A 26,070-nucleotide genomic window follows, 5' to 3' on the forward strand; every position below is an offset into this window, starting at 1 on the left:
TCATGCTCAACTCATGTTCCAGCCCAGGGGCAACTGCCCTAGTTGCCAAAGTTCTGGCCAGATCTTGAATCAGAGGCTATAACTTTGGCAGGACGGGCAGTTCGACCACCACAGGAGGCTCAGCCAACGCCGATAAAAGGCTCAGCAGCCATCAGCGGCGAGGACTAGTTGCCGAGCACGCGATCGAGGACCCTGCCCAAAGCCTTAGAGACCTCGCTAGGCTCTTCCAGGATGACCATGTGGCCGGCGCCATCGATGACGGTCAGGGTAGAGTCCGGCCAGTGGCGGGCAATGACCTCCGATTGGCGGCGCGGGGTCACAATGTCATGCTGGCCCACCACGATTTCCCCCGGCACGCTGCGCAGCCGCGCCGTTGCGCCGTACTCGGAGTGCTCTACCAAGTCATCGAAGAAGCCCGCGTAGCTCGACATCGGAGTATCCAGCAGCATCGCCACGTGGAATTGCAGCTTGTCCATCTGCGGGAAGCCCTGCAACAGTGCCGCAAACACTGGGGCGATGAGTGCTGCTGCCTCGAAGCGCACGCGGTTGAGCCGGTTCGGCAGCTTCAGGCAAGCGCGGTAGACCATGCCCAGCGTCTTCGATTCCAAGATGCGAGCCGCGCCAGCGGCGGCAAAACGCTGCATCGAGGTGGCCACCAGCGCCATTCCTTCGACGCGATCAAAGACATCCCGCGGGGCGCGGCGCAATAAATTCAGCGCGATCATCCCGCCCATGGAATGCCCGAGGAGGACCAAGGGCCCCTCGGTGGCGCGCTCGGAAATCACGGCCAGCACGTCATCGGCCGCGCCCCGCACCGTGCACTGCGCGGGGGCGACGTGGGTGGATTGGCCGTGGCCGCGGACATCGACAAGCAGGCAGCGCACCGTTGGATAGTTACGGCGCACGTCGTTGACCTGGGAGTAGAAGCTCTCAGCAGACAGGCAATAGCCGTGGATGAAAACCGCGGTGACCTCCGCATCCTCAGGGCCCACCTCATACCAGGCCACGCGCACGCCGTCGTTATCCACGAAGCCCGAGTCGCTCACTCCTGTCAGCCCTGGCTTTGTTGTGAGATCATGCAGATCGTTGTGGACGGTGTGCTCGACGGCGCGCATGCGGGGGCGAACCCGGCGCGACCAGCTGCGGGCGATGGCGGAGGAACGTGCTCGAATAACCATGACATTTCAATACTAGACTGGGCCCCATGGCTAATGACCTTTCAGCGCAACTCCAAGCCCGCTTCGGCTCCGCGCCGGCAGAAGAGAAAGATTCTGCCCCCGCCGGCGACGCCTATAGTGAGCTCACCCGCCTCATCACAAAGGTGACCGGCGTGGAGGAAGGCCTGGAGCGCGAAGCGAAGTTGGAGGACCTGGGGGTTGAATCACTCGAGCGCATCGAATTAGCCGTGCGCCTCGAGGAAGCCTGCGGGGTCCGTCTTAATGAAGAAACCATGCTCTCCGTGACCACGGTGGGCGAACTTGCTGAGCATGTGGAGGAACACTCGTGATTTCTTATCTTTCGGACATGGACGGCGTCCTCATCAAGGAAGGGGAGATGATTCCCGGCGCGGATAAATTCATCCAAGCGCTGAAGGATAACAACATCGAGTACATGGTTCTGACTAATAACTCGATGTCCACCCCGCGGGACCTGTCAGCACGTCTTCAGAACACAGGCCTGGATATCCCGGCGGAGCGCATCTGGACCTCCGCGACGGCCACGGCGGCTTTCCTCTCCAACCAGGCGGGGCTGTCCACGGCTTATGTCGTGGGCGAGTCTGGTCTGACCACCGCCCTGCACGAGGCCGGCTGGATTCTCAATGACCGGGACGCGGACTTCGTGGTCTTGGGTGAGACCCGCACGTATTCTTTTGAAGCCATCACCACGGCAATCAATCTCATCCGCGACGGCGCGCGGTTCATTGCCACCAACCCGGATGTTACGGGCCCGGCCCCGCAGGGCGTGCTGCCAGCCACGGGCGCTGTCGCGGCACTCATCACCGCAGCGACCAACCGCGAGCCTTATTACGTGGGCAAGCCCAATCCGGTCATGATGCGCAGTGCGTTGAATAACATTGGCGCGCACTCGGAGAACACCGTGATGATCGGTGACCGCATGGATACCGACGTCAAGTCTGGCCTGGAGGCCGGCATGCGCAGCATCCTGGTGCGCTCCGGCATCAGCGATGACCGCATCATCGAGCGCTATCCTTTCCGCCCAACACGCATCATTGATTCCGTGGCGGATCTGCCGGAGCGTATCCTCGATCCCTTCGCGGACTAGGGCTTAGACCGCGCGCTTGACGACGCCCCGGAAACCATACTCCCCCGCCAGCATCTCCACCGCACGGCCCAGCGCTTCCAATTCGCTGGGCGTTCCGGTGAGCACTTGCTGGCAGCCGATTCCGGTGCAACCTGCGTTGGCGGCTTCCCCTTTAACTACGTTGTCGGTATCCGTCGTTATCGTGTTGTCGGCATTCATGCTGACAACGTCCCACAGTGGGTCGCGACGCCAGCGGGTGCACCACTGGGCGGTCAGCGGGTCATCCCCGGGCACGATGAATTCGCTTTCGCTGCGAATGCAGCGCGCCATGGCGCGCTCAATGGCGGGGCGCAGGCTGCGCGGCATGCCCGAGATCTCTAACACGGCTGTGCAGACCTCACCGCAGGCACGGTTGGGCCAACTATCCGCCGGGCTACCAAGTGGGGTGGCTGAAGCGGCCGGCGCGGCGGCACCGGCCAGCTGCGGGTGAACGCGTTGATTCACTCCTTAAACTCCTTTGACGTGCGAGTGATGGCACGCCGGCATGCGCCGACGCAAGACGAGCTTCGTCTTCCCCTACGAACTTGTCTTCATCACGTCACTCGCGCCGAGGCGCGAACACCGCCTGGTGTGGCCGCAGTATGTGGCCACGCGGTGCGTCGTTGTGTGACCACAATTTTCCCTTGCCACTTGGGCCACAACAACCCTCAACCTGCACTTAAGCCCCCACAGCCTCAACAAAGACTTGAGACTTCTACCCCGAAATTCGCCCCACAAATCACTTGAACCACACAAGTTAACGCACGCACCATGCGCGCGTTGTCATCACAGCCCTCCCACTACCCCCGTCGCGGCGCACCGAAGGGCGCCGCGACGACGTCCAGGACCTTCGCACAACCGTGCCTAGCGCGCCTGGCACTCCTCCCAGATGGCCGTGTTGGACTCAGCCCACAGCGGCTTGCACCACTCACCAAAGTCACGGTCCGTGAGCGCCACCATGGCCCAATCACCCGCCACCCACAGGTAAGTCCCGCTCATACCGAAGTGACCCACGGTATCGGCCGGCAAGCCACCCATCCATTGCTTCTTCTCGCCGTGGATTTCAAAGCCCAGCCCCCACGTACAGTCCTTGAAGCTGCCATAGCCGGGAACGATGCCGCGCAGCCCAGGGAACTGAACGCTGCGCATTTCCTCCACCGTCGAAGGATCGAGCAGGCTGGGCGAATGTACCTCGGCAGCAAAAGCAGCAAGGTCCTCCACGCTAGAAACCAAGCCGTGCCCGGCCGAACCTTCCAGGATCGTCGCCTGCATGCCGAGCGGGGCACACACGCCTTCAGCAAGGTATTCAGCAAAGGGAATATCGGTGGCCTTTTCCACTTCCTCGGCGGCCCACTCATAGCCGGCTGAGGAGTAGATGCGGCGCTCGCCGACTGGTTTTTGTTGCTCACGAGTATCAAAGCCCACCCCCGAGGCATGGGCCAAAAGATGGCGCAGCGTGGAGCCGTCAGGGCCTGCAGGCTGATCCAGCTCCACCGCCCCTTCTTCGACGGCCACCATCACCCCATAGGCGGCCACCAACTTGGTCACAGACGCCACCGGGAAGCGGCGGGAGGTATCTCCCAGCTGCTCTACCACCTCGCCGCGGTGCAGCAGGGCGGCAGCAACGGTATCGACTGGCCAGGACTCAAGAGAAGAAAAAGCGCTCATGCGCTCCAGCTTAACGAGGATCGCGCTCGCAGCCTACGCCATCACCATCGCGGTCGAACTTGGAGCGGAAACCCGGCTCACCCGCATAGATCGGGCGGCCGAGCGCGTTCCACACATCAGCACAACGAGTGAAGTATGCCGGAGCCGGCTTCGGTGCCGGGGCGGGAGCGGGCTTGGCCGCAGGCTTCGGAGCAGGAGCTGGTGCGGGCGCGGGAGCTGGCTGTGGTGCCGGAGCAGGCGCTGGTGCGGGAGCCGGGGCCGGCGCAGGGGCCGGCGGCGAAGGAATCAGACCTGGAAGCGGATTCGGGATGATGCGCTGCTGCACGGCCCAGTAGACGCCGCCAGCAATTGCCGCGAGAATGGCTGCGGAAATGCCCACGCCAAGAGCAATCTTCTCCCCCTGGGAGGACTGCTGGAACTCAGCATCATCTTCCTCGCTGGAAGAATCAGAGCTCTGCTCAGAGGACTCAGCATCCTGGATGGAGGATGCAGCGTCCTGCTCGGAGGACCAATCTGCACCAGTATCAGCGGCGGAGGAGTCAGCGGCAGGAGCCTCGACTCCCTGACCAGCAGTCTCCGCCTGAGCAGGAACAACAGCGGATAAACAAAGAGAAACAGAGACAGAGGCGGCGAGAACCGCACGAGAGAACTTAGTCATAAAGATAAGTTATAGCCCGTGGTTCTTCCCCACAGGAAATTACGCAATGAGCTGGGGCTGGATTGCCCCCCGACACACGCTTCGTTAACGAATGACCCCGCCTTGGCGATACATAAGGTGTAGCGCATTGCGCCGCTGCACTTCCCTATCACTCATATCTCTGGTGCGGCCTCTCCAAGCGTTTCCCGGCAGCACCTCTCGGTGCTGCCCCCTGAGTGCTGTACGGTGTTGCTGTCTCTCGGCGACGCTCTTCCAACCCTGTTGGGCTTTCTACAGGACCTACATCGCGCTGGAAGGCTCCGTGGCGTTCACGGTGGGCTGCTCATTAGCTGTTGGTGCAGCTGTTTCGGAGTATTGCTCCGCTGGGGTCTGCGTTGCAGGGGCCTGCGGATCCGCCGGGACATGCGTGGCCTCGCTGTCCGGGGCGCTATCAGTCGGCGTCGCCGGCTGGCCTGCATCCGTCGGTTCTTGGCCCGTGGGCTCAGTAGCCGGGGCATCCTGCGGCGTGCTATTCGGTGCGGCCGAAGGCTCAGACGGTTCCGCGGACTCAGAAGCTGCTTCTGATTCGCCCATCCAGCGCGAAGGCGATAGCCATCCGGCATCCACCCCATCCGGGTTGGCGGAGAAAAGGAGCAGCAGGCCCACCACGCCGAGCGAGGCGAAGAGTCCCATAGTGGAGGCGCGCACGCGCCCGCCCAGCGTCCAGAAATACTGCCACTTAGTCTCCGGCTTATCGGCGCGCCAGATGCCGCCCTTGTAGTCGTCCTCTTCCTCGTCGTCGGATTCATCGGAGAACGCCGGGCGGCCTGGGCCGTCATCCATGTTCTCCTGAGGCTTCTCTCCGGCATCCGCCACAGCCTCTGTGGTGATCACCTCCGTCTGCGTCTCAGCCGCGCTATCCGACGTCGCACTGTGCTGCGAGATCGAAGCAGTACCTGCCGCCGGCATGACGGTGGTGGGGGTGGTGGTATCGGAGGCGTCGCCAAGCACCTGCAGGGCATCGCCCGGCAAGCCCTCCGCCGTGGGCAGCTTGTAGAGATCCCAGAAGGAGGACAGCAGGGCTGAGCGAATAGCGCGCTCCACCGCCCACTGGCGGGCGGGGTTCACCTGCACCAAGACGCGATACTGTACCTGCCAGGGCTGGCCAGCCGCAGTGGGTGCGGTAAGCCCGGTAGCGGGCAGGACGTCGAGCTCGCCAGCCACATCCCCGCGGATTTCCGGGGCATCGAGGGCGTGCTGAGAAATCTTTTCCACCTGCTCGGTGATCTCCGGCAAAGAATCGCCCTCATGAACCGGGATGGCAATATCCACCACCGCACGGGACCACTCTTGGGAGAAGTTCGTGACCACGCCGGCAGAACCATTGGGCACCATGACGACTTCGCCGGTGGGTGTGCGCACCGTCGTCGTACGCAGAGTCAGCGATACCACGGTGCCCTCCACACCCGTCACGCCGTCGAAGCTGACGTAGTCACCCACACCGAACTGCTTTTCCGACAGGATGAAGAAACCCGCGAGGAAATCACCGATGATGGACTGCGCACCGAAACCGACGGCAGCCGAGACGACGGTCGCCGGAATCGCCGCGCCGAGGGGTGGCACCCCAAGATTGGACAGCGCAGCCAGCACGAGCAGGAAGTACACCACCGCCTGCGCCACATAGACCAGCGCCCCGGCAAGCGCTAGGCGCGCTTTGGTGGATTCTTGGTTCTCATCCAAACGGGACTCAATCACCCGCACGGCCAGCCGGCCGATACGCGGGATGAGAATGCCCAACAGAAGCATTCCCAACAGCGGCAAGCCATGGTCCACGATGGCCTGCCAGATGGCGAACATGTAGTACTTCAGCATTTCGCCGAGATTACTCCTTCAGGCTGATAGAACCCTTGGAACTTTAAGCGCGGTGGATGAGATAGTAATTCGGGGTGGGCTTCCACGTGAAGCCGGCGGGGACGATATCTGCGCCGTAAGCGGTGTAAGACTTTGTCGTCCACAGCGGGATGGCCGGCATCTTTTCCAGCAGCAAGCTCTGCGCTTCGGTGTAGTACTTCTGGGCTTCCTCGTGGTCTTGTGCCTTACCTGCCTTTTCCAGCAACTTATCGTATTCACGGCTGCTAAAGCCTGACTCATTCTCTGAGGAGTAGGAAGCATACAAGGGAACCAAGAAGGTCGATTCCTCTGGAAACTCGGCCTGCCAGATCGTGCGGAAGGCCCCGGTGATGTGGCGGGCAGTAACCTCTTTGCGCAGGTCCTTCAAAGTCCCAAACTCTTGGCCCTCCGAGGGAACGCCGAGGGTATCCGTCAGCTGTTTCGCCACCGCGTCAATCCACGTCTTATGGCCGCCATCGACGTTATAGCCAATGCTGAACGGGCCCTCGAAGGGTTTTAGCTCTTCCGCCTGCGCCCACAGCTCGCGGGCCTTGTCCGGCTGGTAGGTCAGCACGTCGGCTCCTTCCGGGGCGGGCGGGGTGGAGCCAAAGAGGGGCGCGACGAAACTGGTGGCCGGAACCACCATGTCGTGGAAGACTTCCTGAGCAATTTTTTCGCGGTCCACCGCCATGGACATAGCGCGGCGGCGCAAGCGCCCAGCCTCACCGCGGAAATTCGCGTCATTGGCGGGGATGGTGATTTCCATGATGGAGCCACCTGGCTTAGTCAGCGCACGCTCCCCCAGTTCCTTTTCGAAGCTGCCGAGTCTCTCCGACGGGATGCGCGTGAGCACGTCCAACCGGCCTTCGACGAGATCCTGGTAGGCCTTCTCTTCCGAGGAGTAGACCACGAACGTGATTCCCTCGTTTTGCGGCTTGCGCGGGCCTGTATAGCGCGGGTTCGGCACGAGGGTTATTGCTTTCTCACGCTCCCAGGAAACCAGCACATAAGGCCCGCTGCCGATCGGTTCCATTCCGCGCACACTCAACTTGTCTTGGTCTTCGGAACGCATGGGGAAAAAGACCGAATAACCCAGCCTCTCCAGGAATCCCGCCGTGGGACGAGAGAGCTGAATGCGGAAGGACTTCTGCCCCGTGACCGTCAGGCCACGCATAGTCTTGCCGCCCTCGTGGAAACCTAGGATCGGTTCAAAATGGTGCGCTGACAGCAGCGACTGGTTTACCGCGGTATTCCACGTATCGACGAAGTCCTCAGCAGCAACGTTCGAGCCATCGGAGAACACCGCGTCCTCACGAATCACCACATCATAGGTGGTGTCATCGACCTGGGTGATGGATTCCGCCATGTCATAGTGGGTATCACCGTCTTCATCCAGATACATTAATCCCGAATACACCAGGTTGATGATGGTCTGTCCCGGCACATCGTTGGAATCAGCCGGGATGAGGGAGCGCTGCGGCTCTGAAATATCAGTGGTGATGAGGTCTAAGCCTGAGGTATCAATGCGGTCCGGTTCCGAAGCGCAGCTCACCACCGCAGGTGCCACTGCCCCCGACACAGCCAGCACCCCCAGCAGCCCCAGAAAAGAACGCCTCGACGTCACGCGTTCATCACCTCACTTTCACCCATACTTTAAAGCATCTAATCGTCTCGCTTTTCATAGCGACGCATGAGCCTTTCCACCAGTTCATCGGTGAGCTGGTCATCAGCCAAAATACGATCCAGAAGCTCGCGCGGTGAGGGCTCATCGGCGCTCGGGGTTTCATAGGAGTCACCGCTCAGATCCACACCGAAGTCGGAGGTTTCTGCCTCCGCAGTGGCAGGCTCAATCATCTCTGACATCTCCGCGACTTCCTCATTGAAAGAATCGAGGAACTCGTTGGCGTCGATAGCCGCTTCCGCACGCCGCTTGCCGGCTCGTACCTCGCGCTCAATACGGCGTTGCAGTGCCTTTTCCATTTGGTTGTGGCGCCAGGAGCGCAGCTTCGTGGGCTCTAGGCGACGCCCCACGGCCCTACCCTTACTCTCCGCCTTACGCGCCATCACCATGACGTAGGCTGCGGTGTCATTAACCGGCGCCCACTCTTGGCGGGCAGGTACGCGCCACCCGGCCCAAATACCCAGCATCGTCATCACGAAGGAGACAATGGGGCCCAGGATGATTCCCCAGGCCAGGTAGCCGGCCGAATCCGCGCCCAGCACCACCAGGGCACAAGCCACCGCGGGAATCACGGTGGGGGTGTTATCCCCGAAGACGGCCGGCTCGCGGCCCATGGCGATATCACGAATCATGGATCCGCCCGTGGCCGTGAACACACCCATCATGATGCAGGGAATCAGCGGCAGGCCATAGGCAATAGCCTTGAGCGCGCCTGTCGACGCCCACAGCGCCGAGACCACCGCATCACCATGCGACTGCACATAGTCCCACGTCTTGCCTTTGAAGTAGACGAAGCGGGCGATGATGGCTCCGGTAAACGCCAGGTAGAGGTACTCCGGCTGGCTCATCGCGGCGACGGTTCCGCGGTTGATGAGCACGTCACGGATCATGCCGCCGCCGAGGGAAGAGAACATCGCGATGAAGAAGAAGCCCACGATGTCATAGCCGCGCTGCCGCGCCATCGTTCCGCCAATCATGCCCATGAGGAGGACACCAATGATGTCGGACCAGTAGTACAGCGACTCGATCAATGGGTCCATCTCGACAACACTCATGGTGGTCATCGTATCGGGTGCTGAGCAAACTCTCGCATTAAGGAGCTATTCCTTGGAATGCGCCGCCTGGCTGGCGGGCCACGAAGGCTTAGAAAAGGAGCTAATGCACGTAGAGATCGTTGTACTCTTTCTCAATCCAGAGGACATAAAATACTTCCCCGTCTTTCCAGCTAGCGCGCTTGCCACGGCTAGCAGAAATAGTTCTTCAGATCGGCATCCGTTATTTCCAGCCCGCGTTTACCCTCGACGAAGTTCTTTTTCCAAGGAGATTCAGTGTGGGTTTTATTCCGCAATGCCCATGCGGAGTAGGGGCCATATTTGTCCCACACCTCAATCAAATCCCGCTCAACATCGCGGTAATCATCCCAGTCGAAATCATCCGAGACGAACTCATCGGGGTCGATGGGAAGCTTTCCATAGTGTTTAACGTCATGATAAACGTCCACGACTACTGGGCCGTGTGCCCAAGCTTCCATGCGCTCAGGAAAAAGCGGCAGGCCATCAGAACTGCGCATATGCAGCCCTTTGGCGTAGTAGAGAAGCTTGTGAAGCTTGAGCTGCGTTATATCAGCATCATCAGTTTCTTCAGCCCACGCTACAAACCATTCGGCTATCTGACGCGCCGTAAAATGCTCCATGTCTGCCCTCCTTCCAGTTCCTGCCAAACGTACAACAGGCCCAAGACTTGACACCATCCCGACGTTCGAAAAAACGTAAAACGTCCTCCAAAAAGACGGCGTAAAAGGAGGAGTAAGCAACAGAAGCTTTACGTTGTGGGGCCACCGGGGCTCGAACCCGGGACCAACGGATTATGAGTCCGTAGCTCTAACCGACTGAGCTATAGCCCCGCGTATTCCCTGTCTGCATTCCGCACTAGCATTGAGCCAGCACTCACGCGCACAGCGAATCCGCTCCCAGCAACATTAATCGGCAGGCCCGGCAAACAGCAATTTAGGCCCGGCCTGCCCCAAGTTTTCGGGGTATGAACTGTGAATCCACCCTCAGCCACGGACACCACATCAGAGCCACTGCACAGGGACTTTAAATGCTAGCTTAGCTGCCAGGTCTATTCTTTCTTTTTCATTTTTCTGGCTTGCCTGCGCTCGCGCCTTCGAGTGCGCTTTGCTTTGCGGATATCGACGACCCACCGCGGAACAAAGGGCCACGGAAGCGGAATCCCGAACGCTCCCGTAAAACCAATCGCCCCGATGACGAAAGCAGCAATGAGTGGAATAGACAGCACTGTTTCGGCAGGCTCTGGAAGGTTCATACTTGCGACCAACCCTGTGGCACCGGCAGCGCCCATCATGAGCGTGCCATAAGGATAAATGAAGAGGACACCATCGCTGTCTGCGCCTATTGAGTCGACCGAGTCATACCATTTTTCCGATTGAGGAGTCCTCCGCACGCACCGGATGTAGTAGGTCCAATAGGCCACCATGACCACCACCAACCCGCCATATACGAGCAGCTCAGCGGTATCCCCACCCATTGGATATGACCTCCTGTGGTTGCGTGATGCGGTATGTAATGGAACGCTACCAGCGTCTGCTGGGCGGAGGCAGTGGGCTAAAACGAAATCTGAATGCGGAGCAAGCACCTGGACTGAGAACACATGTATGTCATCAGACATTTATGAGGTTGTAGTCTTGCGACCATGAGGCTCCTTTCCTTTAGCGTGTCCAACTTCCGCAGTATCCGCGCCACGCAAACACTTTCGCTGTACCACCATTGGCAGCATTCCACCGCGCCGGAGGAAGGTTGGGAGCAGGTCAGCGACCCCATCACCGTCCTTATCGGCCCCACCGCCTCTGGAAAAAGCAGCGTTCTCAACGCCCTCGCCTTTGCTTTGCGCGCTATCGAATCATCCGCCACCGCCTGGCTTGCCGACGCCCCACCCAACCAACTCCCCCACGCCCCTTACCGCCTCAATCCCCGTACACAACGCTTGCCTAGCACTTTTGAGCTGGAATTCGACCTCGATGGAGTGCGCTATCTCTACGGATTCCAGTGGAGCTTTACCGGCGTGCATGCCGAGTGGCTCAGCCGCGTGCCATCAACCAGGTGGAGCCCCTGTTTCGTGCGCACCCGCGGTGAGGAGGTGCAGTGGACGCGCTCCTTTATGGATAAGGGGGATGTGGCCAAGCTCGGTCCCGTGACAGACACCGAGCTTATCCTTTCCGCCGGCCTGCGCGACGGGCACCCCATCCTCGCCCCGCTAGCCCGCGCCTTGGTGCACGACGTGTCCTATCTGCCGCACGGGCATACCGCGATGAGCACCGCCTCCCGTATCACCACCCTTATCCGCACCGGCAAGCTGCACCTGCATGAGGCTGCCGCCCTACTTCGCGCGGCCGATGCCGGTATCCACTCCGTGCGGCTGAACCAGGACCACATCCCGGAGCACGTCTTCCGCCAGATGCGCCCGGTCATCGATGCGCTCAGCCACAGCGATGGCAGCATCCGCCGCCCCGACGAGTTCAGCGCCTACTCCGATGCGGAGATTGAATCCCTGCTGCATGCCATCATCGTGGAGCACAAGGCCGATGATTCCTTCTACGAGCTGAAGCTGACCGATGAATCCGGCGGCACACAGAACTGGATGGCCACCGCTCCCCTAGTCCTGGACACCCTGCGCCGCGGCGGGATCCTGGTGGCCGACGAGCTGGATTCCGCCCTGCGCCCAGCTCTTCTCGACTTCATCATTCACGCCTTCCGCGAGCCCAGCATCAACGTCAACGGCGCGCAGCTCATCTTTGCCTCCCACGCCTTCAGCGCCCTCGAACGCGCCGGCGAGCTAGGCCTGCGCGCGGAAAGCTTCTGGTCCGTGGAGAAGACCGCCGCCGGCGAATCAGAACTGCACAACCTCAGCGACACATCCATATCACTGGACAACCCCGACGCCACCCACCACTTCCTGCGCGAACGCTACGGCACCGCCTCCTGTGAGGCGCTCAATACACTCAAGGAGCTCGTGAGGGACAGCTCATAAAGGGCGCGGGCGCTTGGCGACATCTCCCCGCCGACCACTCCACCGCGATCCCAAGATCGAGATTGTCCACATCTCCGCTTGCTGTTCACCAAAGGCTAGCTGCGATTGAGTAGGAACGCATTCCATTTGCGCATGCGCGTACCCAGGTTGAACAAGAATTCTACCCAATAGAAGAGGTCGAAGACGCGCTCAAACGAACACCTATACGACCAAAAGCTTACAAACTGCACAGATCGTAGGTTCCCCTCTTCGCATGAACAAAGTTGTGTCCCACGCAAAAGGTATACTTACCACAATGCCGAACAGGTTATCTAAAGTGAATGGAGGAATCGCTTTTGCCCCACCGACCCCACCCTTCTCTAACTCGTATCTTCCAACAAGCTTCTCCCGAAGACACGATTGTTTTTATCGACGAGAGCTACGTAGCCCCCGGTGAGGAATTTTCCGATTCCTTTTACTCGCTGGTCGCAACCGCCATTAAGTTCAAACACCTTGCCGACACCCGGTTTTGTCTGAAAGAAGCTGCACAATCCACCTATTGGCATACTACTGATTCAATGCAGACCAGAGAAGGTCAAGAAAGGGTCGAGGCAATGCTCAGGCTTTGTTATGAGTTTGGTGACTCCCATTCTGTCGCTTGCCTTCGCCCCCTTCAGTACGACCAGGATGTTGAGCACGCCCGCCAAGATTGCCTTGAAAAACTGATCACCACTATCACTGGGCAAGACCCTTCGCTCAACGGAATCATTTTCGAAGAACGGCGTTCCCAATCTGATAACGACAAAGATAGAAACACGTTAAAGCGCTTACGAAAATCAAACGTTCTTCCACAGGGAATTCCCGCAGCATGGGTTAGCCCAGCCGACGAAACGTGCCTTTGGGTACCAGATCTTGTGGCCTATATGTACCGCCGAACGCTGACTCACGGCGGTCAGAGCACAGCGTGGTTCAACAAGTATCTGGGAGAGCATTGCCAAATTTTGATGGTGGTACCGAGGCGTAAGCCCTCGCAAGCTCCAGGAAAAATTAAATGACCCTCACCTGCCAGTAGCCTCGGTGAGGGTCGAGCAGCTGTACATAATGTAGGGCTGCTCCTGTCTTAGAGTATGCCTTATTTAGCCCAATCCAGTCAAGAGGCACAACGCCATCTCCTCGGCGCCGCCTTCGATACTCAACGCGAACTGGAGTTTCATCAGACTCCAATGTCCCGTCGGGAGTCTCACGGATGGCATACGGCGTTATTTAACAATCATAGGCCGGTTGACGTTTGCTTAAAACTGATTGGAATTACGGATTTGCGGAGGGCCCTCAAGCTAATTCCCCGACGATTAAGCCTTCCTCCTCGTCGGGATAAACGGTTAAGCTAGACGGCGGTTAAGTTCCGCGGACCAATTGGCAATCTCCCGCCCTAAGTACTCGACGTATCGGCGACGGTCTTCCTCATCCATATCTTGGGCCTGAGTTACAGAAGTATTAATGTGGTTAGGTTTTGAAACGGTCGACTTTGTCAAGTTAATCCCTCCTTTCCCAGCATGACACCTACACCTGAAGCGTCTTTCACCTTTCAGTGAGACTCTTCTTAAGGACAACCGAGTTGTGCGCGAATGACTAGAGGCCACCTCAACGCTCTCCACTTGCTGCGCCTGTCCCGCACACCTATCAGAATCAAGGCTTGACTGTTAAAGCACGCACTCCATCTCTGCGCCTAGGAGGCCCTCCAAAAAGCTCTGGAGCCTACGCGGCTCCAGGCGACAACGTTCCGGTAGCCGGCTCGTCGTGCGATTATTCTAAGCAATACATCGCCATGCCTACAAGGCTCTTAGCCGCTCACCGTCCGATAAACTAGTTCCGACGCACAAGGAACACCCACCATGACTGAACAGAAACGCCTCCAAGCACTTGAAACTCGCGTTAGTGAATTGGAGTCCCAGGTAGCCCAATTACTGCAGGCCCTCGGTCATGCTCCTTCGCGCCCTAGTACTGCAGACACACCGCCGCCGGCGAACGTTTACTCTGAAAACCGCTCACCGGAAGAGAAGATTGCGCTCTTCATGGATTGCTTCACGGGGAGGACAGATGTCTACGCAGTGGCCAAAAATACTGCGGGAAAGAAGGCTTGGTACCCAGCTAGCAATGGCTACTATGACCGAAGAAATCCCAATCTAAACCCCCTGACACCGAAGGTGATCGAAGGACATCTGCGCCGTGACAACCGCTTCCACGTTGGGCTTTATCCGCTGTGTACAGATGACAGTTGCCGGCTGTTGGTCTGCGATTTTGATGATGACGACTTCAAGCAAGCCGCCCGCGCCTACGCGGAAGAATGCAAGAACCAGGGCCTCGATCCGCTCATTGAAGTATCGCGTTCTGGGAACGGAGCTCATGTCTGGGTATTCTTCGACGAACCTATTCCCGCCGGCCTCGCTCGTTCTGTAGGCATCGGGCTTCTTGCCAAGGCTAGCCCGGATTCCTACTTCTCCAGTTTCGACCGGTTCTTTCCTTCCCAAGACACACTGCCGGCGAAAGGCCGTGGCTTCGGAAATCTGATTGCCCTTCCATTAGCAGGCCACCATCGCTCCGAAGGCACAACAGTATTCGTCGACAGTAATTTTCATCCATTGCCAGACCAATTCGAAGCTTTGGCAAGAACGAAGAAGTCAACGCTTTCCGAGCTCAAGAGAATATACGCTGCGCTTCAGCCCGATCCCGAAACATCCCTTCCCCAGGCCCCAACCCGCGCAGAACTAAAGAAGCTCAAGGCTTCTGGGAAAGTCCACGTCACCCACGATTCGCACGTCCACGTCGATTTATCGGGCGTCGACGCCACCACTCGTACGGCCCTGCGGCACCTAGGTGCTATTGCTAACCCGCAGTTCTATATAAAGCAGGCCCAGCGTTTCTCCACTTTCGGCACTCCACGGATCATCGTGCGCTTTGATGAGAAAGACCAGGTCCTTACACTCGACCGCGGCACGCTCGATGACGTCCTCGACATCTTGAAGACTGCCGGATATACCGTCACACGTCGCGGCCGTACGCCCAAACCTAAGCGCATCGATGCATCATTTTCCGGTGAACTACGCCCCTACCAGCATTCCGCCGTCAAACAGATGCTCAAGCACAAGTCTGGAATGCTCATTGCCCCTCCCGGTACCGGAAAGACCGTCATGGCGTGCGCAATCATCGCTCAGCGTTCAGCCCCTACCGCAGTCATAGTTCCATCGCGGGAGCTAGCTACCCAATGGCACCAAGCCCTCAAGCAGTTTCTTCCAGACGCTCAAGTTGGGCAATACTCAGGCACCAAAAAGAAACTCAGCGGCGTGGTAGACATTGTCACAGCTCAGTCCATCAGCCGTAATGATTCCAAGACTGACTTTCTCTCTGACTACGGCCACATCATCGTTGACGAATGCCACCGAGTCGGTGCTGCCGGATTAACCAACGTCCTCGCACACCTCAACGTTCGTTTTATGCTCGGAATGACCGCCACACCGTTCCGCTCCGACGGTCTTGATAAGCTGCTTCCCCTCATTTGCGGCCCTATCCGCCATACCGTCGAGCTCGAGCGCCCCGGACGCCGCGATTACGTAGTCCACAACACCGAGTTCACGTACGACTCCCCTTACCTGTTCTGGCCGGACCTCGACACTGCTCTGGCGGCGGATGAGCACCGCAACCGCCTCATCGCCGATGTCATCACACAAGCAGCGCAGGACAAACACACGGTCCTCGTCCTAGTGAAACGACGCGAACACCTCGCAGCCCTCAACGCCCTGCTTACCGACGCCCCCTTCCCCGCCCTTCAGCTACACGGCGGACAAAAGGCCAGCGAGAGGAAGGCCGTCCGTGAGCAGCTTGCCGCAACACCGCATTTCGTCCTTTTAGCCATGTCCCAGGTGGCTGGCGAAGGCATTGATCTTCCTGCACTGGATACTCTTGTGCTGGCCGCCCCAGTAAGCTTCCGCGGCGTTGTCATTCAGCAGGTTGGCCGAGTCACTCGCGATACCGATGACAAGGAGAACATCTCTGCCACCGTGCACGACTTTCTCGATGCCAACGTCCCTGCCCTCGCCGCAGCCTTCAGAAAGAGAAGCTCGACCATCGCCAAGCAGGGGTTCACTCGCATCGGATGCTAGAGCTACCCTATCCATGACCGATTCCTAATAGATTAGAGGCTGTGAGCAACTGAAATCCTTGTTGGACAGCCAGATGAATCGGAGCAGCGCAGTGGCTAAATTTGTAATCACTTACAACCGTCGCTCAGGCGAGTCTTTCATCAAGAAATTCTCAGATTCGACTCAATCATTTAAGGAACGCCTCCGCCGCGAAACAGCGATCGACGATCTTGACGTTGAGGTTGCCCACATCTCAGCACCCCCCTTGGAGTCCTCGAAAAAGTCTCATTCCCAGTATTTCATGGGCCGTGTTGTATTAGGAATCAATCAGCCGAGTATAACCAACAATGACGATGAAGAGAATTCTCTATAAACTGCCCTTATTACGTGAATAGAAAATCAAACCAGTTCTCGGCTGTGTAAGCAATGACGTGGTCGGTCCGAATGCTTGGCATAGCAGTTTCGTATTCCGATCACCGTAGTTTTTACTCCAAGAGGGCTTTTTTAAGTAAGCCACGTCAGCTCCTTACATGACGGGCATTCATCAGAAAGGCCGGTAAAACCAGTGCGGGAACAGCCCAAAAGAAGCAGGACTACATTCAGCGGTATGTCTCAACCATGAAGCGTCCATGAACGGGCAGCGTTTCACCATCAAATCATCTTCTGCCAAGAGAACTCAAGTCTTCCGATAGTGCATTCGCTACACGACAAGCCAGCGATACTCCGAGTGCAGTCCTACTAGCGCTGATGACTTTAAAGAACATAGTGCAGCTGCCGACCGCCAAAACTCGGCTACCCCACCCTGTCTACGTTGCAAGGAACACCGGTTCCCTCCTTCTATCAAGTTAGACTGCACCTATGGACGTTAATAACTTTGCCGTATATCCGCGCATCTCATCGATCCAGCTCCTTAACGAATCGATTGCACTCGACGCAGGGAACCTAGTTGTAGTGGTAGGACCCAATAACTCCGGAAAATCACATTTTCTGGATCAACTCGAAGCAAGATTGGTCGGAGAAGACTCGGAAGTAACTAAAGAAAACGAGGGGCTAACAAAGCACCTAAGCATCGACTGGGGGCCGATCAAATCCTTCCAAGAGAACGAATTTCGAGCTCTTGCCCGCGATGTTATAGGTCAAGAAAACAGATATGGATTTTTCGAACCCGAGGCGTTGCCGAACTTTAGAACACGAGGGACAACAACGCTTGAGGAGTTGGTTTCCACTGTCGAGGCAGGCTCACGTCTGGGGGCATGGACAAGCTCATTCGTCCGTCGAGATGCCCCACTATCTCGAGTAAGCGAGGCAGATCCAAAACAGCTTAGCTCGGAAAATTCTTTTAGCAGAGTTTACCGCAATGAAAAACTAATTAAAAAAGTATCACATTACTTCAATCGAATTTTCCATGAGGATATCTCAGCCTACCTGGCAGACTCTGGACAGATTGCCTTCAAGATGGGTAAAGCGTTTGGATCATCTGGGTCATTTGAATCTGGTATGTCTCCCGAATACTTGAAAACACTCAATACAGCACCGAAATTATGGCGCCAAGGATTGGGAATGCGAAGCGTGGCTGGATTGCTAATCAGAATTTACTCAGACCCAAGGCCTATTGTTTTAATCGATGAACCTGAAGCGTTTCTACACCCACCTCAAGCAGCGGCATTGGGCGAAGTTTTGAAGGAAATATCAGTCAACGAAAAAAGACAATTTTTTTGCGCCACACACGACCGAAACCTATTGAGCGGAATATCAAGAAAGTCACAAGGAGCATTTTCGATAATCCGCCTTAATCGAGCGGGAGACCCCCACAGTAACATTTCACGCCAATTTGACTATACGCTCGTGCCACCCGATTTTGATCGAAACATCAAGAATCACTGCCGCATTCGGCATTCTTCCATCTTAGAAGGATTATTCGTTGACGTTGCAATAATTGTAGAAAATGAGACAGACGCCTTATTCTATGAGGAATCCTTGGATTTCTATTGGCGTCAACAGGGTCCAGAAAGTATCTCCCGCCGGGTTACACCCCACTTTGTTAATATAAGTGGAAAAAGTAACGCCCCATCTACTATAGAATTGCTAGCCCTCTTAGCAACGCCCGTAGTTGCAATTTTAGATTCAGACATTATCGTAAACAAAAAAGAGTTTAAGAAAACACTAGAAACACTAGGCAATGATGACCTTCAGAAAATTATCGAACTAAGAGAAAAAATGGAAAAAGCCGTAGCTGAGAGGGAACCCCTACCCGCTAAGACTGAAAAAAATTACAATAACAAATTGAGAGAGGTTTTTGCAGGCAAGTTGAAGCATGTAACTCCAGAAAGCTACATGGCCCCACTGCTCCGCGAAATGAATCTCCTTCTCAAGAATTCGGGGTTGTGCCTTCCCCCAGAAGGCGAACTAGAAGATTTTGACCGTTCTATCACAGCCAGTAAAGCAAACTGGGTACGAGAAGCCCTAGATAAGAAGCTGCATGAAACGATGAAGGTGCAGAGTTTTATAAGCCGCGTTATCAGTGAATGTCATTATCAGCTTTCTCCAAACCAGAGCACATCGTCCCTCTGAGGAAGTCTTCGAATTCGCGCTGTCTCGAAGGACTACTTTAAAATGCTGTAATTTCCAACAGTTTCCATACAACCCGCGCCTCGACTCCAGATTTAAGTTCTGGGTTTCGGGGCTCGATTGTGCCGAGATTTTACGATGCTCGAAATTGCCTCGACTTAGCAAGCACATCCAACTACTAGCGGACCAAATCAACGGCAACTGACCGTAGCGGCGACTGAATACAGCACCCACCTACCCCAAAACCAACGCCGCCGTCTCCTCCGGCGGCACATCTTTCAGCTGACGACTCTTAATAGCCCAGGACGCCAGCCCCAACACAATCCAGACCACCAGCGCGATGAGCGGAGCCATTCCCAGCATGCCAGGCGACCCCGGAACGAAGAGCAACGCCAAGAACCCGATGGAGAGGATGCACCCAGCCAGCGCGAAGTACTCGTAAAACTTGTTCGGCGCAATCGCCTTGGACATCCCGGGAACCTGCCCGGTGCGCGCAATCTTCCATGCGCAGAAACACGTATAGAAATACGCCACCGTGATACCAGCACTGGACATGTCGACGACCCACGTCAAAGCCGCGCGCCCAAACCACGGGGTAACCAGGCACACCGCACACACCAAGAAAATCGCATTACGTGGGGTGCGCTGCTTACCTTTTAGCTCACCCAGCCGACTCGAGACTAGGTTGGCGCGGCCAAGAGTAAACAAGACTCGGCTTGCCGCAGTGAAGAATCCGTTCAACCCAGTAAGAACTCCGGCGCTGACAGCTACAACCATGAGCACCAAACCGGCAGGCCCGATTACCTCGCTGATTGCTGCCGCCGGCGGCCATGCCTCCCCTTCATAAGCATCGTGTTGGGCTCCCACAGCGATTGAGGTTGCGAGCATCATCTCCAAGTAGATCAAGGTCGCCGCAATGATTCCCCACATCAGAAGGCCTAGCGCTTTCTTCGGCGAGAAATTGAACTCGCCCGCCAGCTGCGGAATGGAATCAAAGCCCACGTAGGCCCACGGGGCAAAAGCGATGATGGTCGCCACCGCTGCCGCCGGCGGAACGTCGACAGGGAAAGCGGGGGCAAGCTCCGGGCGCTTGGCGACGTAATAAATCACCATCGACGCCACAATGACCACCACCGCCACAATCATGATCACAACGGCAAAGAACTGAAACTGGCCAGAAAGCGCGCCCCCATGACCAATTCAGGGAACGTGACACAGAAGACGAGCGTAACCGCCGGCGCATTCAACGCGACGACGCACGAGTACCCCAGCGTCAGCGCCCACCCAGCGATAAACGCATGAGTCCGGCCGAGCGCCGCCATAGCGAAAGCCATCCCATCACCCGTCAGCGGCAGCGCGCGAATAGTAAAGCCGTAACTCAAACCAAAGACGGCAATCATCAGGCCACCGACGACAAAACCGATGACCGCGCCGACCAGCCCCGCCTTCTGCATCCAGTCGAAGGGCAAGATATAGGCACCCCAACCAATTGCCGCGCCGAGCGCCATGGCGAAGGCCCATGAGGGCTTCATAGTTTTCCGCAGGGTCGTGTTGTCCGACGGCTGGCTTCATCCCAGACGATTCACTGCTTGTGCAGAGGCTTGCTGACCCGATGACGTCCGAGACCCCAGACCCCGCGGCCGAAGAAGTATCAACGACTGAAGGATCAACGACACCAGAAGGCCCAAACAGCTCTACAAGCACCACCGAGGAGGACGAAGCCCCCTCCCCAACCCGGGCTGAAAAGAAACCGACGAGTAGACCATCAACGCCAGCCAAGTCGGCGGCGAACGCGGCGTGACGCCTGAGGACGACACAATATTGGCCGGCAGCGCTACCTCTTGTGAGTTCGCCCCGGCGATGTTCGGTGCTGCCAAGAAGGCCAGCTACACCCTCTACCAACCAGACCCCACCGTCAGTCCCCTCTACACCGCGAACATCACTGCCAAAAGCCCCGTTACCGGTGAGAAGTACCAGCTCACCTGCCAAATGAGCAGAGATTTAGCGGGGCTGGCTTGCCGCAACCCCGACGACAACAATGTGTTCGCTTTCTTCACCGCGGATGCCCGCGACTGGCCGCAGCCTCTGAACACTACCGACTAACCACCCCAGCTTTTCCAGAATCAACGATGCCATCTTCTCCGGCGCCACATTCTTCAGCTGACGGCTCTTGATAGTCCACGACACCACCCCCAGCACAATCCAAATCACGAGTGCAATGGGCGGAGCCGTTCTCAGCATACCGCGCGATCCTGGGACTAAGCGCAGCGCCATATTCAGACTACCCACCAATCATTGCTGAGGATCGTTGCTCCTTAGTCTCGAGAATAGACGTCTGCAGTTATAACCTTTCCAATGTGGGGTTCCAAGGCTGAATCCAACCGATTGGATAGAATTACGTCCGACCTTTCCGCAAATTCTTCGAACGACTCCACCACCTCTACTCCGTCAAACGAGCTTTCTGGCCACGAAGGCTCGAAGATCAATAGCTCGATACCCTCCCCGCGAATCCTAGCCATCACATCTTGAATCGATGAAGAGCGAAAGTTATCGGATCCGGTTTTCATCGTCAAACGAAAGACACCAACGACACTCGGACTGAGCTTCAAAACCTCATTGGCAATAAATTCTTTCCGAAGCAAATTTGATTCAACGATTGCCGACATAAGTGTTTGCGGTACATTCTTGTAGTTAGCCAGCAGCTGACGCGTATCTTTGGGAAGGCAATACCCACCGTATCCAAAACTCGGATTGTTATAATGTCCCCCAATTCTTGGGTCGAGGGAAACACCATCGATAATTTGGCGCGTTTCTAGACCATTGATCCTTGCGAAAGTATCAAGCTCGTTAAAGAACGCAACTCGCATCGCCAAATAGGTATTTGAGAAAAGTTTAATCGCCTCAGCTTCAGTAGAACTAGTAACCAGAACTCCAGCTTCCGGGTCCAATGATCCCTGTTTAAGAACAAGGGCAAATTCATTAGCAGCCTTTACGTTGCGGGAGGCCGCAATAATCCTAGAAGGATGTTGGTTATCGTAAAGCGCCTTTCCCTCACGAAGGAACTCTGGACTGAAGACTATTGTTAGTTCCTTGTGTATATCGGCCATTCTTTCAGTAAAACCGATTGGGACTGTAGATTTAATCACCACGACGGTGTCAGGCGACAAAGCACTGATCGTCCCTAAAAGAGCTTCGACAGAACTTGTATTGAAAAAATCATTCTCGGGGTCATAGTCCGTTGGAGTGGCGATAATCGCAAATTCTGCCGAATCAAGTGCCTCTGCCGCAGAAGTTGTAGCCCTTAAATTCAGACTATTTCGTGCCAACGCCATCGTAATATCTGGATCTACAATCGGACTCTCACCCCGATTGACCTTAGAGACTCGCCCACCATCGATATCGACAGCAACAACCTCATGCTTATCCGCTAGAAGCACGGCGTTAGCTAAACCGACATAACCTAGACCGAAAACTGCAATCTTCACAGCGTTTCCTTCCCGTCTTTTCCGGATCTACGAGCAACTGTCGAAATAAACCGCATACAGCCCCGGAGTCCCGAGCACGCTACCCTCAATTGAAACGAGGTGCAAGACATGCGGCACCCACTCGATCCTCATCCGAAAGCAGTTTACAGTCCGAGCGATTCCCTCGTTCAGCCCAACATTAGGGTACCATCCTAGACCATTGAAGCTCGCCCAAACGATAGTGCCGAACTAGGAGTATCTCCCCGGCTGTGATGAGCTCAATACTTACAATCCCCGAAACTCCTACAATATCCACAACCACGCGTTGCAAATCACGTTCGATAGTTTCTAAACCGATCTCAGTATTGAAACGAATTTCTCCAGCTGCCAGATAGAACACGCTCACATCAACCTCGACAAATCCTCAGTCTCTCGTGTTGGAGGCCCAAAGACCTTCCTTAGCTGAGGTAGGAACTAACCCCAGGATGCTTCATGTTGCTGAGTTTCATCTGCGCCAACGCGTAGGACCTGCTTCTCAAATTCGTAGTCGATAACAAACTACACGTGCCCGCTGCCGCCAGCCACGAAGTGCGCAGAAAGCTAGAGGAGACTCGGTTTCAGTGCGGCGCCCGAACATGGGCATCACTCATTACTCGTGGACACGTGCACGTGCTTGACGACGACATGGGTCGCCTCTTCAAACACATCCAACTATTCGCGGGCCCCAGATTCCCAAACCAGGGTGGAATGACGAAGAACCTGGGAGAATACGTCGTAATCGCTCACTGCCACAACAACGGTCTGTAACACCGAAGCAGTACTCCTCCGCTGTGAGAAGCTCGGTATCCTCACCGACCGTGGACATTCATGCAAGGTATGGGAGAAGCTCTCAAGATTCGGCGTCCTCGACCCATTCGAGAGCACTCGACTAAATGACCGCTCGGTTTACCGGAACGCCTCGTAACCATGCGCGTTGCCGAACAACCACCACCAGCCCATCTTCGGCATTTCATGAGACAGGCAATCCCCCCACCGGGCTAAGTTAAAATGTGATTGAAACCCCCAAGCTACGGAAAGCAGTTAACTTCCTTGGATCTTCACATCTTGACCATGTCCCGCGGGGATGCTCCTCGTCTCAAAGAATGGGTTCTTTACCATCATGAACTCGGCTTTAACTTTTTCCATGTCATCCTTGACGCACCAGTCGACGAAAGTGAAGCTATACTTCGGCATCTCTCCGAAGAGTTTGAGCTGAGTATTGACATAACTGTCAAAGATGCCAAAGGACTTTACTTCGATGACTTATCTCCCAAGGACAGGTGGGAAAGGGTCAAAAAGTGGAGATTAGACAATGAAAGCTACATCGAGTCCAGCGGCCTCCCGATCGTAGATCCTCTCTCAGATCGGCAATACACTTATCTACCTGAAAAGCTAGAAGAGCTTCAGAACAACTTCCCTGACGATTGGGTAGCAGTGATTGATGTGGATGAATTCATTGCGTTTCCTGGTTCTAAAAACTTGAAGGAACTAATCAAGAAGTCGAGCGCTCCTCGGATACGATTCCTTAATTTCAATTTTGACATGTCAAATTGGGAGCCAGACACCCCCGTCAGAGAACAGACCTACCGATGGTCAAGGAAAGACATTGAGGCGTACGGGAAGGGTTGGGAAAACCGAGTTAAGTCGATCGTAAAGATTGATCACTCACTGCCACTATCCTCTGTACATGTCGTCTCGAAAGGACCGTTCCAGACCCTTCCGCCTACTGTCGCCAGACTTCATCACTACAAGTTCCCCAACCAATTGATCCAGATTGACTACAGCGTCCATGATCCCTCAATCGCCTTATCTTCGATCAGCCCGTCCCAGAAGAAACCCGAGAAGCGCTTGCAAAACACCATAGGAAGTTTAAATAACCTAAGTAGTACACCAGAATTTGCAAAGCTCGCCGAAACAATTATCCACTATTCAGAAGTTGGCCAGTTAGTTTTCTCTCCTGCCAAAGGAAATTGGGGCGATGGTCTAATTAACATCGGAACAAGACAATTCCTCGATTCTCTGGAACTGCCTTTCCATGAACGCAACAAGAGCAGCATCGAGACCGATCTACAATCCGGCTATTTTGAAGAGAAGGTCGTACTTATGGGCGGTGGCGGTGCATGGTCAAGGAATTTCAGCAATGCTCGCAAATTCACTGACCAGATAGCAAGGCAAGCTAAGCATGTCATTGTACTTCCAACGACTTTTGATCTTCCCCCAGTCGAACCTAATAATGTGACTTATTTCGCGAGAGATAAGTTTACAAGCCTCGACACCAACCCCCAAGCCGTTTTTTGCCATGACATGGCACTATTCATCAACCTAGAATTGCATGAACCGACAAATAGGGTCTGGCGGTTGTTCGCAATGCGAAATGACAGAGAAGGAACCAACCTAGCGAAACATGTCCCCCAAAACTTTGATCTAAGCAAGCTTGGAGACGGTGACTACGCCTTCGCCGACCCCCTGTTCAATATCCTCAATAATTTCAACATTATATGCACCGATCGGCTTCACTTGGCAATTGCGTCAGCGATGCTCGGCCGGAAAGTTAAGCTGCTGCCTGGAAACTACGCGAAGAGTCAAGACGTTTTTCTGTCTTCTTTGAAAGAAAACTATCCTCAGGTCGAACTCACCTCCAAGAATGAACTCCTTGAGTGGCTTAACCCAGCAGCTCATGGCTAGTGTACTTCGTCGGCTTCGGCCCCTTTTCTTCACGCCGCAGTCAATGCTCGGGAAATACCAATTTCACTTCACTTCTCCCGATACTTTGACATAATCGCCTCAATGTCTCGGAATAGTGCAGGACCATATTTTGGATGACGCAAGCCAAATTCGACGCTTGCGGGGATGAATCCGGCTGGGTTGCCTAAATCGTGGCGAATACCGTTGTGCACGACAACGTGCACAGGGTGCCCCTCGGAGATGAGGAGGTCAATGGCATCCGTTAACTGCAGCTCCCCGCCCTTGCCAGGCTTGATGCGGCCCAGTGCGTCAAAAATAGCACGGTCCAACAAATAGCGTCCCGTAGCAACCAAGTTAGACGGAGCGTCCTCAGTGGCAGGCTTCTCCACCATGCCTACCACCTTCTTCACCCCCGCCTGTTCGGTGTCCTCGATGTCGAAAACACCGTAGTTCGACACGTGAGCTGGGTCCACCTCCACCGCGAGCAAGACGGAACCGCCGTGTTCTTGGCGCACGCGAATCATTTCGCTCATGGCTGCGGCGGGCTCAATGACGTCATCGGGAAGCATCACGGCAAAACAGCCTTCATCGTCGTCCAGCACCGACTCAGCCAAGCCAACGGCATGACCGAGTCCTAGAGGCTTATCTTGGGTCACGGCAACGGGATGAATAATCTGGGCTGCACGTCCCACCTTCTCGGCCTGTTCATCTTTGCCGCGCGCGCGCAGAATCTCAACCAGGTCAGGAAACTCATCGAAGTGACGAAGCACCTCTTGCTTGTTTGGTGCCGTAACAATGGCCAACTGCGTCGCCCCTGCCGCTGCGGCTTCCTCCGCAATCATCTCGATACCAGGGGTATCGACCACTGGAAGGAGCTCCTTTGGAACAGTCTTCGTGGCGGGTAAGAAGCGAGTCCCCATGCCGGCGGCTGGGACTACGACGGTGCGGACAGTGTTGATATCGTGCATAGATTAA

The 26,070-nt window shown here is 56.0% G+C and carries 21 protein-coding genes and 1 tRNA gene; 8 read left to right on the forward strand and 14 right to left on the reverse strand.

The window, feature by feature from the left end; genetic code table 11:
- Window positions 1-164: 164 nt before the first annotated feature.
- Window positions 165-1,178 (reverse strand): alpha/beta fold hydrolase, encoded by a 1,014-nt coding sequence (locus HMPREF2781_RS02130; protein WP_070643976.1) that lies wholly within the window; start codon window positions 1,176-1,178, stop codon window positions 165-167.
- A gap of 26 nt (window positions 1,179-1,204) precedes the next feature.
- Between HMPREF2781_RS02130 and HMPREF2781_RS02135 the strand changes: the two genes are divergently transcribed.
- Window positions 1,205-1,507 (forward strand): acyl carrier protein, encoded by a 303-nt coding sequence (locus tag HMPREF2781_RS02135; RefSeq protein ID WP_070643978.1) that lies wholly within the window; start codon window positions 1,205-1,207, stop codon window positions 1,505-1,507.
- A complete protein-coding gene (locus HMPREF2781_RS02140; protein ID WP_070643980.1) occupies window positions 1,504-2,283 on the forward strand; it encodes an HAD-IIA family hydrolase in 780 nt (259 codons plus the stop codon). Before HMPREF2781_RS02135 ends, HMPREF2781_RS02140 begins: the two co-directional genes overlap by 4 nt.
- 3 nt (window positions 2,284-2,286) lie before the next feature.
- On the opposite strand, the gene HMPREF2781_RS02145 is transcribed toward HMPREF2781_RS02140, so the two are convergent.
- The 9 genes from HMPREF2781_RS02145 to HMPREF2781_RS02185 all read right to left on the reverse strand — a co-directional run bounded on the left by HMPREF2781_RS02145 (window position 2,287) and on the right by HMPREF2781_RS02185 (window position 10,724).
- Window positions 2,287-2,766 carry a hypothetical protein gene (locus HMPREF2781_RS02145; protein ID WP_070643982.1) on the reverse strand — a complete coding sequence of 160 codons (480 nt, stop codon included), beginning with the start codon at window positions 2,764-2,766 and terminating at the stop codon, window positions 2,287-2,289.
- Window positions 2,767-3,165: 399 nt separating this feature from the next.
- Window positions 3,166-3,969: a serine hydrolase domain-containing protein gene (locus tag HMPREF2781_RS02150; RefSeq protein ID WP_070643984.1), complete on the reverse strand. Its 804-nt coding sequence runs from the start codon at window positions 3,967-3,969 to the stop codon at window positions 3,166-3,168.
- 10 nt (window positions 3,970-3,979) lie between these two features.
- Window positions 3,980-4,627, reverse strand: a complete 648-nt coding sequence (locus HMPREF2781_RS02155; protein ID WP_070643986.1) for an excalibur calcium-binding domain-containing protein — start codon at window positions 4,625-4,627, stop codon at window positions 3,980-3,982.
- 279 nt (window positions 4,628-4,906) lie between these two features.
- Complete coding sequence (locus tag HMPREF2781_RS02160) at window positions 4,907-6,478, reverse strand: mechanosensitive ion channel family protein (protein ID WP_070643989.1); 1,572 nt, start codon at window positions 6,476-6,478, stop codon at window positions 4,907-4,909.
- A 43-nt stretch (window positions 6,479-6,521) separates the two neighbouring features.
- On the reverse strand, window positions 6,522-8,120 hold the full coding sequence (locus tag HMPREF2781_RS02165) for an ABC transporter substrate-binding protein (RefSeq protein ID WP_070643992.1): 1,599 nt from the start codon (window positions 8,118-8,120) through the stop codon (window positions 6,522-6,524).
- Window positions 8,121-8,158: 38 nt separating this feature from the next.
- Window positions 8,159-9,232 carry a trimeric intracellular cation channel family protein gene (locus HMPREF2781_RS02170; protein WP_070644062.1) on the reverse strand — a complete coding sequence of 358 codons (1,074 nt, stop codon included), beginning with the start codon at window positions 9,230-9,232 and terminating at the stop codon, window positions 8,159-8,161.
- A gap of 188 nt (window positions 9,233-9,420) precedes the next feature.
- Entirely contained in the window at window positions 9,421-9,870 is a 450-nt protein-coding gene (locus tag HMPREF2781_RS02175) for a Panacea domain-containing protein (protein ID WP_070643994.1), read from the reverse strand.
- A 136-nt stretch (window positions 9,871-10,006) separates the two neighbouring features.
- A tRNA-Ile gene (locus tag HMPREF2781_RS02180) sits at window positions 10,007-10,080 on the reverse strand.
- A 218-nt stretch (window positions 10,081-10,298) separates the two neighbouring features.
- Window positions 10,299-10,724 (reverse strand): hypothetical protein, encoded by a 426-nt coding sequence (locus HMPREF2781_RS02185; RefSeq protein ID WP_070643997.1) that lies wholly within the window; start codon window positions 10,722-10,724, stop codon window positions 10,299-10,301.
- A gap of 165 nt (window positions 10,725-10,889) precedes the next feature.
- Here HMPREF2781_RS02185 and HMPREF2781_RS02190 point away from each other — a divergent pair, with 165 nt between their 5' ends.
- From HMPREF2781_RS02190 to HMPREF2781_RS12115, 4 genes are all read left to right on the forward strand, one after another.
- Window positions 10,890-12,224, forward strand: coding sequence for an AAA family ATPase (locus HMPREF2781_RS02190; RefSeq protein WP_070644000.1), 1,335 nt, complete (start codon window positions 10,890-10,892; stop codon window positions 12,222-12,224).
- 320 nt (window positions 12,225-12,544) lie between these two features.
- The gene (locus HMPREF2781_RS02195) at window positions 12,545-13,258 is read left to right on the forward strand and encodes a hypothetical protein (protein ID WP_070432668.1); all 714 of its coding nucleotides are present in this window, start codon (window positions 12,545-12,547) and stop codon (window positions 13,256-13,258) included.
- A gap of 837 nt (window positions 13,259-14,095) precedes the next feature.
- Window positions 14,096-16,360: a DEAD/DEAH box helicase gene (locus tag HMPREF2781_RS02200; RefSeq protein WP_070644003.1), complete on the forward strand. Its 2,265-nt coding sequence runs from the start codon at window positions 14,096-14,098 to the stop codon at window positions 16,358-16,360.
- Between the two features lie 837 nt (window positions 16,361-17,197).
- Window positions 17,198-18,910 (forward strand): ATP-dependent nuclease, encoded by a 1,713-nt coding sequence (locus HMPREF2781_RS12115; protein WP_083308499.1) that lies wholly within the window; start codon window positions 17,198-17,200, stop codon window positions 18,908-18,910.
- 231 nt (window positions 18,911-19,141) lie between these two features.
- Here the strand turns inward: HMPREF2781_RS12115 and HMPREF2781_RS02210 are convergent, their stop codons facing one another.
- Together HMPREF2781_RS02210 and HMPREF2781_RS12690 are read right to left on the reverse strand one after the other, a co-directional pair.
- Complete coding sequence (locus HMPREF2781_RS02210; protein WP_246821752.1) at window positions 19,142-20,053, reverse strand: APC family permease; 912 nt, start codon at window positions 20,051-20,053, stop codon at window positions 19,142-19,144.
- 2 nt (window positions 20,054-20,055) lie between these two features.
- Window positions 20,056-20,439: an APC family permease gene (locus HMPREF2781_RS12690; protein WP_246821753.1), complete on the reverse strand. Its 384-nt coding sequence runs from the start codon at window positions 20,437-20,439 to the stop codon at window positions 20,056-20,058.
- Window positions 20,440-20,704: 265 nt separating this feature from the next.
- On the opposite strand from HMPREF2781_RS12690, the gene HMPREF2781_RS02215 reads away from it, so the two are divergent.
- Entirely contained in the window at window positions 20,705-21,010 is a 306-nt protein-coding gene (locus HMPREF2781_RS02215; protein WP_070644009.1) for a hypothetical protein, read from the forward strand.
- 212 nt (window positions 21,011-21,222) lie between these two features.
- Here HMPREF2781_RS02215 and HMPREF2781_RS02220 read toward each other — a convergent pair whose 3' ends face one another.
- Window positions 21,223-22,392, reverse strand: a complete 1,170-nt coding sequence (locus HMPREF2781_RS02220; protein ID WP_070644011.1) for a nucleotide sugar dehydrogenase — start codon at window positions 22,390-22,392, stop codon at window positions 21,223-21,225.
- A gap of 1,068 nt (window positions 22,393-23,460) precedes the next feature.
- Between HMPREF2781_RS02220 and HMPREF2781_RS02225 the strand changes: the two genes are divergently transcribed.
- A complete protein-coding gene (locus HMPREF2781_RS02225) occupies window positions 23,461-25,095 on the forward strand; it encodes a glycosyltransferase family 2 protein (protein ID WP_070644014.1) in 1,635 nt (544 codons plus the stop codon).
- Window positions 25,096-25,163: 68 nt separating this feature from the next.
- Here the strand turns inward: HMPREF2781_RS02225 and HMPREF2781_RS02230 are convergent, their stop codons facing one another.
- Window positions 25,164-26,063: a UTP--glucose-1-phosphate uridylyltransferase gene (locus HMPREF2781_RS02230; RefSeq protein WP_070644017.1), complete on the reverse strand. Its 900-nt coding sequence runs from the start codon at window positions 26,061-26,063 to the stop codon at window positions 25,164-25,166.
- Window positions 26,064-26,070: the final 7 nt, after the last annotated feature.

Source organism: Corynebacterium sp. HMSC062A03, assembly GCF_001811145.1.
Lineage (GTDB): Bacteria > Actinomycetota > Actinomycetes > Mycobacteriales > Mycobacteriaceae > Corynebacterium > Corynebacterium aurimucosum.